14 protein-coding genes and 3 tRNA genes are annotated in these 13,091 nt (G+C 74.2%); 6 read left to right on the top strand and 11 right to left on the bottom strand.

Features of this window, described 5'->3' with window-relative positions:
• Window positions 1–26: 26 nt before the first annotated feature.
• Window positions 27–947 (bottom strand): NADP-dependent oxidoreductase, encoded by a 921-nt coding sequence (locus RF647_RS10310; protein WP_368811619.1) that lies wholly within the window; start codon window positions 945–947, stop codon window positions 27–29.
• A 50-nt stretch (window positions 948–997) separates the two neighbouring features.
• Window positions 998–1,873 (bottom strand): potassium channel family protein, encoded by an 876-nt coding sequence (locus RF647_RS10305; protein WP_368811618.1) that lies wholly within the window; start codon window positions 1,871–1,873, stop codon window positions 998–1,000.
• 161 nt (window positions 1,874–2,034) lie between these two features.
• Here RF647_RS10305 and RF647_RS10300 point away from each other — a divergent pair, with 161 nt between their 5' ends.
• Complete coding sequence (locus tag RF647_RS10300; RefSeq protein ID WP_368811617.1) at window positions 2,035–3,282, top strand: cation:proton antiporter; 1,248 nt, start codon at window positions 2,035–2,037, stop codon at window positions 3,280–3,282.
• Window positions 3,283–3,333: 51 nt separating this feature from the next.
• Window positions 3,334–3,891: a DUF421 domain-containing protein gene (locus tag RF647_RS10295; RefSeq protein ID WP_368811616.1), complete on the top strand. Its 558-nt coding sequence runs from the start codon at window positions 3,334–3,336 to the stop codon at window positions 3,889–3,891.
• Window positions 3,892–3,959: 68 nt separating this feature from the next.
• On the opposite strand, the gene RF647_RS10290 is transcribed toward RF647_RS10295, so the two are convergent.
• The 4 genes from RF647_RS10290 to RF647_RS10275 all read right to left on the bottom strand — a co-directional run bounded on the left by RF647_RS10290 (window position 3,960) and on the right by RF647_RS10275 (window position 7,019).
• The gene (locus RF647_RS10290; protein WP_035928915.1) at window positions 3,960–4,235 is read right to left on the bottom strand and encodes a hypothetical protein; all 276 of its coding nucleotides are present in this window, start codon (window positions 4,233–4,235) and stop codon (window positions 3,960–3,962) included.
• A gap of 149 nt (window positions 4,236–4,384) precedes the next feature.
• Window positions 4,385–5,086 carry an esterase/lipase family protein gene (locus RF647_RS10285; RefSeq protein ID WP_368811615.1) on the bottom strand — a complete coding sequence of 234 codons (702 nt, stop codon included), beginning with the start codon at window positions 5,084–5,086 and terminating at the stop codon, window positions 4,385–4,387.
• Window positions 5,083–5,862, bottom strand: coding sequence for an alpha/beta fold hydrolase (locus RF647_RS10280; RefSeq protein WP_368811614.1), 780 nt, complete (start codon window positions 5,860–5,862; stop codon window positions 5,083–5,085). The genes RF647_RS10285 and RF647_RS10280 overlap by 4 nt, the downstream gene beginning before the upstream one ends.
• Complete coding sequence (locus RF647_RS10275) at window positions 5,859–7,019, bottom strand: glutamate--cysteine ligase (protein WP_368811613.1); 1,161 nt, start codon at window positions 7,017–7,019, stop codon at window positions 5,859–5,861. Before RF647_RS10275 ends, RF647_RS10280 begins: the two co-directional genes overlap by 4 nt.
• A gap of 305 nt (window positions 7,020–7,324) precedes the next feature.
• Here RF647_RS10275 and RF647_RS10270 point away from each other — a divergent pair, with 305 nt between their 5' ends.
• From RF647_RS10270 to RF647_RS10255, 4 genes are all read left to right on the top strand, one after another.
• Entirely contained in the window at window positions 7,325–8,374 is a 1,050-nt protein-coding gene (locus RF647_RS10270) for a TerC family protein (RefSeq protein ID WP_368811662.1), read from the top strand.
• A gap of 205 nt (window positions 8,375–8,579) precedes the next feature.
• Window positions 8,580–8,966, top strand: a complete 387-nt coding sequence (locus RF647_RS10265; RefSeq protein WP_368811612.1) for a hypothetical protein — start codon at window positions 8,580–8,582, stop codon at window positions 8,964–8,966.
• A gap of 121 nt (window positions 8,967–9,087) precedes the next feature.
• Entirely contained in the window at window positions 9,088–10,344 is a 1,257-nt protein-coding gene (locus tag RF647_RS10260) for a heparan-alpha-glucosaminide N-acetyltransferase domain-containing protein (RefSeq protein ID WP_368811611.1), read from the top strand.
• Window positions 10,345–10,490: 146 nt separating this feature from the next.
• Complete coding sequence (locus tag RF647_RS10255; RefSeq protein ID WP_368811610.1) at window positions 10,491–10,922, top strand: OsmC family peroxiredoxin; 432 nt, start codon at window positions 10,491–10,493, stop codon at window positions 10,920–10,922.
• Between the two features lie 169 nt (window positions 10,923–11,091).
• Here the strand turns inward: RF647_RS10255 and RF647_RS10250 are convergent, their stop codons facing one another.
• The 5 genes from RF647_RS10250 to RF647_RS10230 all read right to left on the bottom strand — a co-directional run bounded on the left by RF647_RS10250 (window position 11,092) and on the right by RF647_RS10230 (window position 13,018).
• Window positions 11,092–12,060 carry an NAD(P)/FAD-dependent oxidoreductase gene (locus RF647_RS10250; RefSeq protein WP_368811609.1) on the bottom strand — a complete coding sequence of 323 codons (969 nt, stop codon included), beginning with the start codon at window positions 12,058–12,060 and terminating at the stop codon, window positions 11,092–11,094.
• A 24-nt stretch (window positions 12,061–12,084) separates the two neighbouring features.
• Window positions 12,085–12,423 carry a hypothetical protein gene (locus RF647_RS10245; RefSeq protein WP_017833209.1) on the bottom strand — a complete coding sequence of 113 codons (339 nt, stop codon included), beginning with the start codon at window positions 12,421–12,423 and terminating at the stop codon, window positions 12,085–12,087.
• 198 nt (window positions 12,424–12,621) lie between these two features.
• Window positions 12,622–12,697, bottom strand: a tRNA-Glu gene (locus tag RF647_RS10240).
• A 151-nt stretch (window positions 12,698–12,848) separates the two neighbouring features.
• Window positions 12,849–12,924: transfer RNA gene (locus RF647_RS10235), tRNA-Glu, on the bottom strand.
• Between the two features lie 22 nt (window positions 12,925–12,946).
• Window positions 12,947–13,018 (bottom strand) — tRNA-Gln (locus tag RF647_RS10230).
• Window positions 13,019–13,091 lie beyond the last annotated feature (73 nt).

Genomic DNA, 13,091 nt, shown 5'->3' with positions numbered 1-13,091 from the left:
CCTACGCGGCGCGGGACGCCGGGGGCTCACGCCATCCGGACGGCGATCTTGCCGCGGACGTGCCCCTCCTGGCTGAGCCGGTAGGCCTCCACGCCCTCGGCCAGGGGCACGCTGCGGGCGAGCTCGATCCGGAGCGCGCCCCGGTCCACCAGACGGCCCAGCTCGGTGAGGTCCTCGGCGGAGGGACGCACCCACATCCACGTCCCGCCGTGGGCCTCGACCGCGTCGTCGGCCACGGAGGCGTGCCGCCCCCCGTCCTTCAGGACGGCGAGCGTCTGCTCCACGACCCCGCCCACGAGGTCGACCACGACGTCCACGCCGTCCGGAGCCAGCTCCCGGACCCGTTCGGGCAGCCCGTCCCCGTAGGCCACGGGCACCGCGCCGAGACCGCGCAGGTACTCGTGGTTGGCCTCCGACGCCGTGCCGATCACGCGGGCGCCCCGGGCCACGGCGAGCTGGACGGCGTAGCCGCCCACGCCCCCGGAGGCGTTGTGCACGAGCACGGTGTCTCCCGCGGCCACCTCCAGGCGGCCGAGGACCTGGTAGGCCGTAAGCCCGGCCAGCGGCAGCGCGGCCGCCCGGTCCCAGTCCACGGAGGCCGGCTTCGGCGCGAGCAGGCGTGCGGGCAGGGCGACGTACTCGGCCATCGTCCCGCCGTGCACCCAGTCCGTGCGGGCATAGGAGATCACCTCGTCGCCCGGGGCCCACTCCGGGACGTCGATGCCGACGGCCTCCACGACCCCGGACACGTCCCAGCCGGGCACCACCGGGAACTGGACCTCCATCAGCGGATCGAGGCCGCCGGCCATGATCTTCCAGTCCACGGGGTTGATCGCGGCGCTGCGCACCTTCAGGAGCACCCAGCCCGGGGGGACCTTGGGCTCGGGGAGGTCGGTGAGCTCGAGGACTTCGGGGCCGCCGTAGCGGGCGTACGTCAATGCCTTCATGCTCCGCGCAACCGACGGTCCCCGGGGATTGTTCCCCGGGGACCGCCGGCTCAGCGGCGCAGGTCCCGCCCGTGGTCCTCGGCGTAGGCGGCGAAGACGTCCGCGGGCGTCTCCCCTGCGCACCCGGAGTTCTCCCGCAGCTCGTGCGCGAGCTGCTCGAGGGCCAGTCCCAGCCGCCGGGCGCCGGTGCGCACCCGCGGCGCGGAGGACGCGGCGGCCCGGTCGCGCAGCTCGAGGGCATAGGCCAGCTGCCGGGCCAGGGAGAGGTCCGGGTCCTCCTCCTGGAAGTAGTACGTCTCGCCGTGCTGGGTGAAGTCGATCCGCGCCTTGGCCACCTCCGCGGCCAGGCCGTCCAGCACCCGGGCCGCCGTGACCGGGTCCTCCTCCGCGATGCCGTCCGCGTAGTCCACCTCGGCGAGGGACGTCAGCTCGAGCGCGAGGGCCCGGCGGCGGGACAGCGGCGGATAGATCTGCGTGAACCACGTCAGTGCCGCCGTGAGCAGGGCGAACCCGGTCAGCGCCTCGAGCGGGGTGGCGAGCCGGAGCCAGGGGCCGGTGGCCACGACGTCCCCGAACCCGAGCGTCGCCAGGGTGACGAACGAGATGTAGAGGGCCTCGAGGAGATCCGGGTAGGCGGCGGGGTCCACCCCCGGCGAGTACGTGAAGCCCCCGGGGACGTGCGGCAGGTAGACCAGGGCCCAGCCGAGTCCCTGCAGGAGCACCCACAGGAGCACCACCGTGATCATCGAGCCCGGACCCACGGCCGAGCCGAAGCGGTGCCCGGTGCGCCGGGAGACCCACCAGACGGCGGCCTGCACCCTTCCACCGATGGCGCCCGTGCCGCTGGGGTGCAGCAGGCTGTGGTACATGTCCCGCAGGCCGAGCACGATCACCGTGGTCCCCAGCAGCGTCAGCAGCACGTCCACGTCGTCGCTCCGTTCCCGTCCGCCGGTGTCCTTTCCCCGCGACCCTACCCGGTGGCTCCCTCTCGGGACCGCCCTTGGCCGCGTGACCATCAGCAGGGTTACGGTAGTGGCACGCGGCACCCCGGGCGGCGCCGTGAGCCCGATGCGACGGAAGGACGCCCATGGACATCAACCTCGTACTGGCACTGTTCGCGGGCACCGTCCTGCTGATCTCGGCGTTCTCGACGCTGCTGCAGCGGGCCGGTCTTCCCGGCCCGGTGCTCGCCCTCGCCTTCGGCGCGCTGATCGGCCCCTACGCGCTGGACCTCGTGCGGATCGAGGACTTCGGCCTGCCCCCGGGAACGCTGCTGGAGCAGGCCGCGCGGATCACCCTGGCGGTGGGCCTGGCCGGGGTCGCCCTGCGCCTGCCGCACGGCTACTGGCGCAGCGACGCCCGCTGGATCGCCGTGGTCATCGGGCTGGGCATGGCCCTGATGCTCGTCGTGGCCACCGGCGTGCTGTGGGCGGCGCTGGGCGTGCCGTTCCTGGTGGCGCTGCTGCTGGGCGCGATCATCACCCCGACCGACCCCCTGGTCACCACCCCGATCGTCACGGGTTCCCTGGCCGAGGAGCGGATCCCCGAGCGGGTCCGGCACAACCTCTCGGCCGAGAGCGGGCTCAACGACGGACTGGCCTACCTCTTCGTCCTCCTCCCGGTGCTGCTGCTGACCGATCCGGACCGGGCGTGGCACGAGCTGCTGACCACCGTCCTGCTGTGGGAGGTGCTCGGCGCGGCGGTGTTCGGGGCGCTGGCGGGCTTCCTGCTGGGCAGGCTGTTCGTCGTCGTCCGCCGGCACGGGCTCATGGAGGAGAGCTCCTACCTGGCCTTCGTGGTGCCGCTGGCACTCGTGCTGCTCGGGACCGGCAAGCTGCTGGGCACCGACGCCCTGCTGGCCGTCTTCGTGGGCGTCGCGGTCTTCGGGCAGGTGATCCCCCAGCGGGACGAGGCACAGGAGGACAAGGTCCAGGACGCCGTGGCACGGCTGTTCCTGCTGCCGGTGTTCATCCTGCTCGGCCTGGCGCTGCCGGTCGGAGAGTGGGCGGAACTGGGCTGGGGTGCTCCCCTGGTCCTCGGCGCGGCGCTGCTGCTGCGCCGCTTCGTCGCCCTGTGGGCGCTCCGGCCACTGCTGCGGGGCGTGCACGACCGCGCCGAGACGCTCGTCCTGAGCTGGTTCGGACCCATCGGCGTCTCCGCCCTGTTCTACGCGACGCTGGCCGAACGGCACACCGGCAACCACGAGATCTTCGTCCACACCACCCTGGCCATCACCCTGTCCGTGCTCGTCCACGGGCTGTCCACCGCACCGCTGAGCGCGTGGCTCCAGCACCGGGAGCCGGAGCGCAAACAGGAGGAGGAGACCCCCGCATGAAATGGCAGCAGCCCTGCCCGACGAACCCGACCACCGACCGGAGGCCGTTCCGTGTGGTTTGACTCCTGGTCCGACATCCTGCGGATCGTCCTCGTCGGCGCCGCCTCCTACACCACGCTGGTGGCGATCCTGCGCCTGTCCGGCAAGCGCACCCTCGCCCAGCTCAACGTCTTCGACTTCGTGGTCACGGTCGCCCTCGGCTCGACCCTCGCCACGATCTTCCTCAGCACGGACGTCTCCTGGGCCGAAGGCGCCACTGCCCTCGGCCTGCTCGCCGCCCTCCAGCTGCTCGTGGCCTGGATCTCCGCGCGCTGGCCGCGGATGCGCGGTGCCTTCACCGCCGAACCGGCGCTGCTGCTGGCCGGGGGACGGTTCCGCCACGACGCGATGCGGCGGAACCGGCTCACCGAGTCGGAGCTGCGCCAGGCCGTGCGGATGCAGGGCACCGGCGACCTCTCCCGGGTCGAGGCGGTCGTGCTCGAGACCAACGGCAAGCTCAGCGTCATCACGTCGAGCTCCTACGGCGACGGGTCCGCGCTCGCGGACGTCCGGGGGGTCGAGGCCCTGGGCGACGACGACCGGCGGGGACCGGCCGGCCCGGAGGCGTGAACCGCACGGCGCGGTTGCGCTGTGCCGGGCCCGGTGCTCGCGCATGCCCGCCCGCTGTCCCGGGGCGGTCAGGGGCCGGAGCGGCCCTCCTGCTCGAGCAGCCGCAGCCGCTCCCGGTACTCGTCCTCGGTGAGCTCTCCGGCGGCGTGGCGCTCCAGCAGGCCGTCACGGGCCCGGCGCAGGCCGAGGCGGGTGCGCGACCTGCGGCCCCAGCGGGTGTTCTGCCCGTAGCGCCCCACGAGCCACCGGACGCCCCGAGCGACTGTCCACACCGCGGCGGCGGCCAGCAGGGCCCAGGACATCACCTCCCAGCCCTGGAAGGGGGTCAGTCCCAGTTCGCCCACGGTCCCACCGTCCCTCCGGCGTCGTCCGTCGTGCCTGTCTCCGGCGGCGCGCCGTCCGGGGCGCGCTCGGTGGCCGAAGAGTAGCAGTCGCCTCCGACGCCCGGGCGGTCCGGTCAGGACGGGTCGGCGGCCACCGGGCCCCGGCGGGGTCAGCGGGTGAGCGTGCCGATCCCCTCGAGGATCGCCTCGTGCACGCGCGGGTCGCTGAGCGGCAGGAAGTGACCGCGCGTGCCGAGCTGGACGTTGCGCGCCCCTTCGAGGTGGCTGCCGCCCGGGATGTGGGGGTCGAACAGGCCGTAGACGGAGACGATGTGCCGGTTGACCTCCCGGCGGGTGGTCAGCGCGGTGAGCTCCGGGGAGTGGGGCAGGAACACCCGGATCGTCGGGAGGGGCAGGAGCCGGGCGAGCTCGGAGCCCGTGAAGGGGGTGTTGACGGCCACGAGCCCCTGGATCACGGTGCCCTCGTTGTGGTGGGCCAGGAGGTGCTTGCCGATCAGCCCGCCCTTGCTGTGCGCCACCAGCACGCAGCGCTCGATCCCCTCCCGGCGGATGTGCTCGTCGACCAGCGCCGCCATGTCCTCGATGGTCCCGGTGTTGAACCTCAGGTCCTCCACCACGTGGACGTCGTGGCCGTGCTCCCGCAGCAGCCCGGCCACCGGGAGCATGAACGTCCACGACTCGTAGATCCCGGGGATCAGCACGACCGAAGTCCGCCCCGGCTCTCCCGGGCCCCGGTAGTGGGCGGGCTCCCACCGGCCGAGGACGCCCGCGGCCTGCCACCGGACCGCGTAGACGTAGTCGCGGGCCCAGGCCGCGAGATTCGCGGCCGCCGCGCCCAGCCGCGGGATCACACGGGGCTCCCGGGACGGCAGGCGGCGAGGAAGGGCGCGCACGCCGCGGCGAGCTCCCGGGGGTCGGTGTGCTGGACGTTGTGCGGGGCCCCGGGGATCTCCAGGAAGCGGGCGTCGGGGGCCGCCCGGGCCAGCCGGCGGGACCAGTCCCGCCGGGCGATGGGGTCGCGGGAACCGCGCACCACCAGCCCCGGGGGCGTGCAGCCCCGGATGTCCTCCTCGATCCGGTCGCGGAGCATGTGCCGGGCAGTGCGCAGATAGCGGAGCGGGCCCATCCGGAGGTAGTCGCGGACGACCACGGCGTTGGTGCGCGGGGGCTCGCGCAGGGTGTCCCGCAGCAGCCGCCACCCCTGGCCGAGCAGACTGCGCGCGGTGGGGTCGACGGTCGGTCCCACCAGCACGTAGCCGGCGCACAGCCCGGGGTGGTCCCTGACCGCGTCCACGACGACCTGGCAGCCCATGGAGTGCCCCACGACCACGGGAGCCCGCAGCCCCAGCGCCTCGACGGCCCCCGCGACCACGCGGCCGAGCTCGGGCACCGACAGGGGCCGGGCGGGGCGCGGCGAGGACCCGTAGCCCGGCAGGTCGACGGCGTAGACGTCGTGCGTGGCCGCGAGCGCGTCCGCGAGCCGCAGGAAGTACCGGCCCGACATGCCGATGCCGTGCACGAGGACCACCGGGGGCCGCGCACGGTCGAAGGTCCCCCGCACGTCGACCGCGTGGGTGCCGGCGACGACGCGCCGCCGCTCGAGCCCCGGGTGCCCCCGCGCCCTCACCGGTGGCTCGCCTCGAGCGCCACGCGCACGACGTCGAGCGGGTCCCGCCGCGCGGCGTGGGCCGCCAGCTGCCGGCGGGCGCCGGAGCCGTCCCGCAGGACGCCGGCCACCACGGACTCCACCTGTGCGGCCTCGTCCCACTCCGCGAGCACGGGGCGCACGACGGCGAGCAGCTCCGCCACGACGTCCGCGGCCGGGGCGGGAGCGCCGGAGGCCGGGCTGATCAACGGCCCCTCGACGCCGGCCCTGCTGGCCTGCCAGGACCAGGTCCGTAGCTGCGCCGCGCTCACCGGCGGCGCGGGGTGACCCGCCCGCCACTGGCGGGCGGCCGTCTCGACCAGCGCCCGGCCGAGGGCGGCCAGCACCCCGGCGTGCTCCGCGTCCAGGCACACGTCGGTGATCCGGATCTCCACGGTGGGGTAGCGGGCCGAGAGCCGGGCGTCGAAGTAGATCATGCCGAGGTCGAGGGGCACCCCGGAGCGCAGCAGGGCCTCGCGCTGCCGGTCGTGCTCCTCGACCGAGCCGAAGACCTCCGTGGGACCGGAGGTGGGCCAGCGGACCCAGGCCTGGTAGCGGTAGCTGCTGAAGCCGCTCTCCCGGCCGTACCAGAACGGGGAGTTGCCGCTCAGGGCGAGCAGGACGGGCAGCCACACCCGGATGCGGTCCAGTACGGCCACGCCCTCCTCGCGGCTGCCCACGCCCACGTGGACGTGGAGGCCGCAGGTCAGCTGCTCGGCGGCCACCAGCCCGAAGCGCTCCTGGAGCCACCGGAAGCGCGGTGTGGGCACGAGGTGCGGGGCGCCCGCCGTGACCGGTGAGGCGAGGGCGACGGCGCGGGCACCCACTGCGCGGGCGGCGGCGTCGGCCAGGCGGCGCCCCTGACGGATCGCGGCGATCTGCTCCGCGAGACCGGTCAGCGGAGGACTCGCGACCTCGAGCTGCTCCTGCTGCAGCTCGGTGGTGACCTGGTGCGCCGGTGCCGTCGCCGGGGAGGAGCGGACGCCGGCGGCGTGCGCGTCCACGGCGTCCGGGCCGGCGGCGGCGGGCTCCAGCGTCACGGCGTCCACGAGGAGCAGCTCCTCCTCCACGCCGAAGGTGCGGGTGGGGCCGGTGGTCGCTGCGGGGGACGGGTGCGGGAAAACGGTGATCACCACCATCCGGGAGAGGCTGGAGCGGTGCGGACGGGCGGGGCGGGAGACCCCGCCGTCGTCGCCGGGCGGATCTCCCGGCTCACTGCGGAGCGTAGCACCGGGGACCCGTCGGACCGACCTGCGCACCGCCGCCGCGGGGGTTCGCGACGCCTCTTGACGCGGAGGGCGGGGCGGGGTTCGCTGGAGGGGCCAGGAGGGGAGTATCCCCCCGCGCAGCGTCGTCACGACGGTCCCACCGCAGGATCCGGCGCGCGGGCCCGGAACGGGCCGGGAGAGACCTCCGGTCGGGAACCGGAGGGTGGCTGGTGGCGATGGACGTCCCGTTCTGGGGGTGGGCCGCGGTGATCGGCGGCATCGTGGTCCTGCTGGCCGTGGACCTGCTCGCCCACCGGCGCCCGCACGCGATCGGGCTGCGCGAGGCCGCGGTGTGGACGGCGGTGTGGGTGGCCTGCGGGACGGGCTTCGGGGTGGTGGTCTGGGCTGTCTTCGGGTCGCAGGCCGGCCAGCAGTACTTCGCCGGGTACCTGATCGAGAAGTCGCTCTCGGTGGACAACGTGTTCGTCTGGGCGGTCCTGCTCACGTACTTCGCCGTCCCCCGCGCCTACCAGCACCAGGTGCTGTTCCTGGGCGTCTTCGGGGCGCTGGTGCTGCGCGGCGGCTTCATCACCGCGGGCGCGGCGCTGATCCACGCCTTCGAGGGAGTGCTCTACCTCTTCGCCGCGTTCCTGCTCTACACCGGGTGGCGGATGCTCCGGCAGCGGGACGCGCGTCTGGACCCGGACCGGTCGGCGGTGCTGCGGGTCTTCCGCCGCTGCGTGCCGATGACCGAGGTCTTCTACGGGCAGCGGCTCGTGGTGCGCGTCGGCGGGGCCCTGCGGGCCACGCCGCTGCTGGCGGTGCTGGTGCTGATCGAGGCCACCGACGTGGTCTTCGCCGTCGACTCGATCCCGGCCGTCTTCGCGGTCACCGACGAGGTCTACATCGTCTTCACCGCCAACGCCTTCGCCGTGCTGGGGTTGCGGGCCATGTACTTCCTGCTGGCGGACCTGATGCACCGTTTCGTGCACCTGCGCGCCGGGCTGGCCCTGGTCCTGGTGTGGGTGGGGGTGAAGATGGCGCTCAAGGTCGACCTGGTCGACATCCGCACGGGGGTCTCCCTCGCGGTGATCACGGCCGTCCTGGTCGTGTCGGTCGGCACGAGCCTGCGGGCCACCCGCGGGCAGGGGCGGCGCGCGCCGCAGTGCCCGGAGGCCCCGCCGTTCCGGACCGCGACCCCCGCGGAGCTCGCGGCGCTCCAGCCCCTGCGGCTGTCCCGGGCCGCCTCCGCCGACCGGGGCGAGGGCGGCCGCGGCGGGGTCTGAGGGGCGCGGACCGCGCCCCGTGGGAGGGTCGCCGACCCCGCCCGCCCGCCCGGGAACGGGCCTGGGTCCGCTCCCGACCGCGCGGGGTGCCGCGTTTGCGGCCCGACCATAAGGTGGCTTACGGTTTGTCGGTGCCCGCAGAACAGGGCCCTCATCGTCCATCGGGCGGGGCCGGTGGCCGCCGCCCCGTGAAGGAGCCGACCCCGTGCACCGCAAGCTCTCCGTCCTCGTCGAGGTGGACCCCGACGGCCGGTTCGTCCGGGTCAGCGTGACCGGTCCCCTGACCCGCGCGAACCAGCAGGCCCTCCACCCCGTCCTCCGGCGGACCCGCACGACGCTCCCCGCGGCGAGGGTAAGCGTGGACCTCACCTGTGTGCACGAGCTCGAGCCGTCCGCGCTGGATCTGCTCCGCCGGACCGTCGCACGCGACGAGGACCTGCGGGAGGCGGTCGAGGTCCTCGGACCCGAGGCGGAGCCCGCGGCACCGGCCGCGGCCGTCCTGGACGCCCGGCGCCGGATGCGGGCCAAGGTCCTGCACCGCCGCTGCGCGGGCCTGCCCGTGCCGGGGCCGGCGCTGCGCGAGGCCTCCTGAGCCTTCCGGCGCAACGTTGCCGCGACAACCGGCGTGGATGCGAAGATTGGCGGCAGTGCACACGACATCCTGAGCGCGACCCACCGTGGGGCCGGGGATGAGGAACAGGACGGCGGGACCCATGAACGACCACCCCACGAGAGACCGGGCCGCGGAGGCCACCGGCGGGCTCGACCCCCGCCGGTCGGCCGGGCGCCTGGTCGCCGTGGACGCCGCCCGGGGACTGGCTCTCGTCGGGCTGACGGCAGTCCACTTCCTGCCGCAGTCCTATCCCGACAACGACCGGCCGACGCTGTCCTGGCTGCTGTTCGCCGGGGACTCCGCGGCACTGTTCGCCCTGCTCGCCGGGGTCGGCCTCGCCTTCTCCACCGGCGCCCGCAGACCCCGCAGGGGCCGGGACCTCACCGCCGCCCGCGCCGGGATCGCGGTGCGCGCGCTGCTGATCATGGTGATCGGGCTGACCGTCGGGTACCTGATGCCGGCGGACCCGCCGGCCGTCGGCATCCTGGTCCACTACGGGCTCTTCTTCCTGCTCGCGCTGCCCTTCCTGGGGCTGCGGGCACGGACCCTGCTCCTGTGCTCGGGCGCGTTCCTGCTCCTCGGGCCCCTCCTGATCCACTGGCTGGGCGACGTGGTGCCCGAGCACAGCTCCGCCAACCCGACGTTCGCCCACCTCGTCACCGAACCGGTCGCGCTCTTCTGGCAGCTGACGCTGACCGGCACGTACCCGGCCGTGACGTACATGGCGTACCTGCTCGCCGGGCTCGCCCTCGGCCGCCTCAACCTCAAGAGCCTGCGTCTGCAGAGCCGCCTACTGGCCGCGGGACTCGGCCTCGCGGCCCTCGCCAAGCTCGTCTCCTGGGTGCTCCTCTACGGCATGGACGGCTACAACGTCCTGCTCTACAGCATCGTCTCCCTCACCCGGGCGGACCTGGACCACCTCGTCGTCTTCGGCGCCGACGGACCCCTGCCGACGTCCTCGCTGTGGTGGCAGGCGCTCTCCGCCCCGCACACCAATACGCTCCTCTCGGTGGCCTGGAGCCTCGGGGTGAGCACGGCCGTGCTCGGCGCCTTCCTGCTCGCCGGCCGCGAGTTCGGCAAGTGGCTGCTGCCGCTCACGGCCATGGGGGCCATGACCCTGTCCCTGTACACGGGACAGCTGGTCCTGCTGGCCACCGAGGTCCACTACAGCAGCCCGCTGCTCTGGTTCGCCGCCTGCCTCCTCGTCTCGGCACTCGTGGCCCTCGCCTGGCGGCACGCCTTCGGACGGGGTCCGCTGGAACGGCTCGTGTCCGCGGCCGCGCACGCGACCACCCGTGCCGTCGCCGATCGGGGGACGCCCCGCGGCCCGGAGACCCCCAGGAGGCCCCTGGGGTAGCACGTGCCTCCGCCGGCCGGCCACGCGCCGACGGCTGAAACACGGCCCCGGCCGCTCGCGGGCCGCACGGATCCGCTAGCGTGACAGCAGCGCCGCCCGGCGCCGGCAGGCGGAGCGCCCGCCTGCCGTGGATCTCAGGAGGAACCATGCCGAAACCCGTCATCAGCAAGGCCAGCACCGTCTGGACCGGCGATCTGTTCAACGGCTCGGGCACCACCAGCCTGACCGGCTCGGGCCTGGGCCCCTTCGACGTGGACTGGGACACCCGCGCGGAGAGCGGTACCGGCGCCAAGACGAGCCCCGAGGAGCTCCTGGCCTCCGCGCACGCCACCTGCTACGCCATGGCGTTCTCCAACATGCTCGCCCAGAACGAGACCCCGCCCACCCGACTGGACTCCTCGGCCGAGGTGACCTTCGTGGCGGGCGAGGGCATCAAGGGGGTCGAGCTGACCGTGGTGGCGCAGGTGGAGAACATCTCCGCGGAGGACTTCGCGCGCATCGCCGAGGAGGCCAAGGCCGGCTGCCCGGTCTCCCAGGCCCTGTCCGTGGACATCACCCTGGACGCCTCGCTGGCCTGATCCGGTGCCCGGCCCCGCCGGCCCGGGCGCTGCCCGGGCCGGCGGGGCCCGCCGCCTCCTGCGTACCGGTGACGGCGGCGGACGGCGGCCCGGGCGACGACAGCGTGGCAGGTCGCGCGCCCGCTCCTGTTCCTCGTGGATCCGCTCCCGGCCGACCGGACCCGTGACGTCAGGCGCGGTCGCGTTCGGCGAGCGCCCGGCCGAGGTCCTCGGCCTGCAGGTCGGCGTTGACGGCTGTTGCGGTCGTGAGCCCGGCCGCCGCGGCGGCGAGGACCTGGGCGTGGAGGTCCGTGACGTTGCCCGCCACGTAGACTCCCGGCACGTCCGTGCCGCCCGTGGGCGCGGAGGGCACGTACGTGCCGACGGCATGGCCCTTCTCCTCCACGTCGGCCGTGCGCAGACCGAGGGAGTCGATGAGGGCGGAGCGGACCGTGAAGCGCGGCACCACGACCACGGCCCGGCACGGCACGAGCTCGCCGGAGACCAGCCGCAGACCGGTGATCCGGTCCCCCGACACCTCCACGCGCCGCACCTCGCCCGCCACGCACGCGATGCCGAGGGCCGCCAGGTGCTCGCGCTCCTCGTCGTCCGGCGCCGGGGCGGTGTGCTGCACGAAGGTGATGTCGTGGCTCCACTGCCGGAACAGCTGCGCCTGCTGCACGCCCAGAGGGCCGGTGCCCAGCACCGCCAGCGGCTCGTCCCGCCACTCCCAGCCGTGGCAGTAGGGGCAGTGGACGACGTCGCGGCCCCACCGCTGCGCCACGCCCGGGACGTCCGGCAGCTCGTCGGTCAGTCCGGTGGTGATCAGCACGCGGCGCGCCCGCACCGACCGGCCGTCCTCGAGCGCCAGCCGGAACCGGACGCCGTGGCCGCCCTCCCCGGCCGGGCGGGCGGAGACCACCGTGCCGTCGACGACGTCCGCTCCGTAGCCGGTGACCTCGGCACGCCCGTCCGCGAGCAGCGCGCCCGGGGCGTCGCCGTCGCGGCCGAGGTAGTTGTGCACGTGCTCCGCGGGGTCGTTGCGCGGGGCCCCGGCGTCCACCACGAGGACCGTGCGCCGGGCGCGGGCCAGGCACAGCGCCCCGGCGAGGCCCGCGGGCCCCCCACCGACGACGACCACGTCGTAGCTCTCGTTCACGGTGCGCTCCTCTCCCGCGCAGGGTCAGCGGGGCTGGGCCGGGTTGAAGGGCGTGCCCTGGGACGGTGGGTTGATCGGAGGCCCGGAGGTCTCCGGCGAGACGGGCGAACCGCCGCTGGTCCCGGACACCTCCGGCGCGGCCTCGGGCACGGCGCCGCTGGGCTCGGCCCCCTGCCGCAGCGCCTCGATCCGTCGCTCCAGGACCTGCACCACGGGCAGCCGGTCGGCATGCGCCCGTTCGTAGTCCAGCAGCTGCTGCACCCCGCGCTCGTCGAGGCCCGAGATCTTCGAGCCGAGCACACCCACGGGGAGGTGGTCGTAGTCGGGCAGCGGGAGGTCGTCGTGCTGAGAGATGTCGTTCACGTCTGCTCCTCGGCTCATGGCCGCCGATCCGGACGTCGGCGGCGACGGTCCTGCCACGGTAACAGCCCGACCGCCACAACGTAAGGGTGCTTAGTGCTCGGCGTCGAGATCGGCGCGGCCTCCCCTGCCGGCGCTCCCCGGGCGCTGGGGTGGAACGACGACGTCCCCCGGACCGTGTGGTCCGGGGGACGTCTTCCGTGGTGACCCCAGCGGGATTCGAACCCGCGTTACCGCCGTGAGAGGGCGGCGTACTAGGCCGCTATACGATGGGGCCGCACCGATCCGGTCCGCGGTTTCCCGCGACCGGCCTCGTACACTGTACCAGGTCCCGCGACCTGTTCCGGACGCCGGCCCTGCTCCGGCAGCGCAGCGCACCCCGGACACGAGAACACCCCCGGACCGTGTGGTCCGGGGGTGTTCCGCGGTGGTGACCCCAGCGGGATTCGAACCCGCGTTACCGCCGTGAGAGGGCGGCGTACTAGGCCGCTATACGATGGGGCCGTACTGATCCGATGGAGCAGCGCTGGGATACCAGGACTCGAACCTAGAATGACGGTACCAGAAACCGTAGTGTTGCCAATTACACCATATCCCACTGTCGTCCCCGGTCCGGCGGTTTCCCGCGGCGACCGGCGCAACGCAAAAGAACTATACCGGCCTTCCGGCAC

It is taken from the genome of Kocuria sp. CPCC 205263, from assembly GCF_040981075.1.
In the GTDB taxonomy this organism is placed as follows: Bacteria; Actinomycetota; Actinomycetes; order Actinomycetales; family Micrococcaceae; genus Kocuria; species Kocuria rosea.
The sequence above is the reverse complement of the archived record's forward strand: the minus strand, read 5'-3'. Positions and strand labels throughout refer to the sequence as shown.

Bases quoted from the DNA above. Each gene is read 5' to 3' on its own strand.
- RF647_RS10300 (WP_368811617.1), top strand. From the start codon at position 2,035: ATGGACATCAACCTCGTACTGGCACTGTTCGCGGGCACCGTCCTGCTG.
- RF647_RS10260 (WP_368811611.1), top strand. From the start codon at position 9,088: ATGAACGACCACCCCACGAGAGACCGGGCCGCGGAGGCCACCGGCGGG.
- RF647_RS10310 (WP_368811619.1), bottom strand. From the start codon at position 947: ATGAAGGCATTGACGTACGCCCGCTACGGCGGCCCCGAAGTCCTCGAG.
- RF647_RS10255 (WP_368811610.1), top strand. From the start codon at position 10,491: ATGCCGAAACCCGTCATCAGCAAGGCCAGCACCGTCTGGACCGGCGAT.
- RF647_RS10270 (WP_368811662.1), top strand. From the start codon at position 7,325: ATGGACGTCCCGTTCTGGGGGTGGGCCGCGGTGATCGGCGGCATCGTG.
- RF647_RS10275 (WP_368811613.1), bottom strand. From the start codon at position 7,019: ATGGTGGTGATCACCGTTTTCCCGCACCCGTCCCCCGCAGCGACCACC.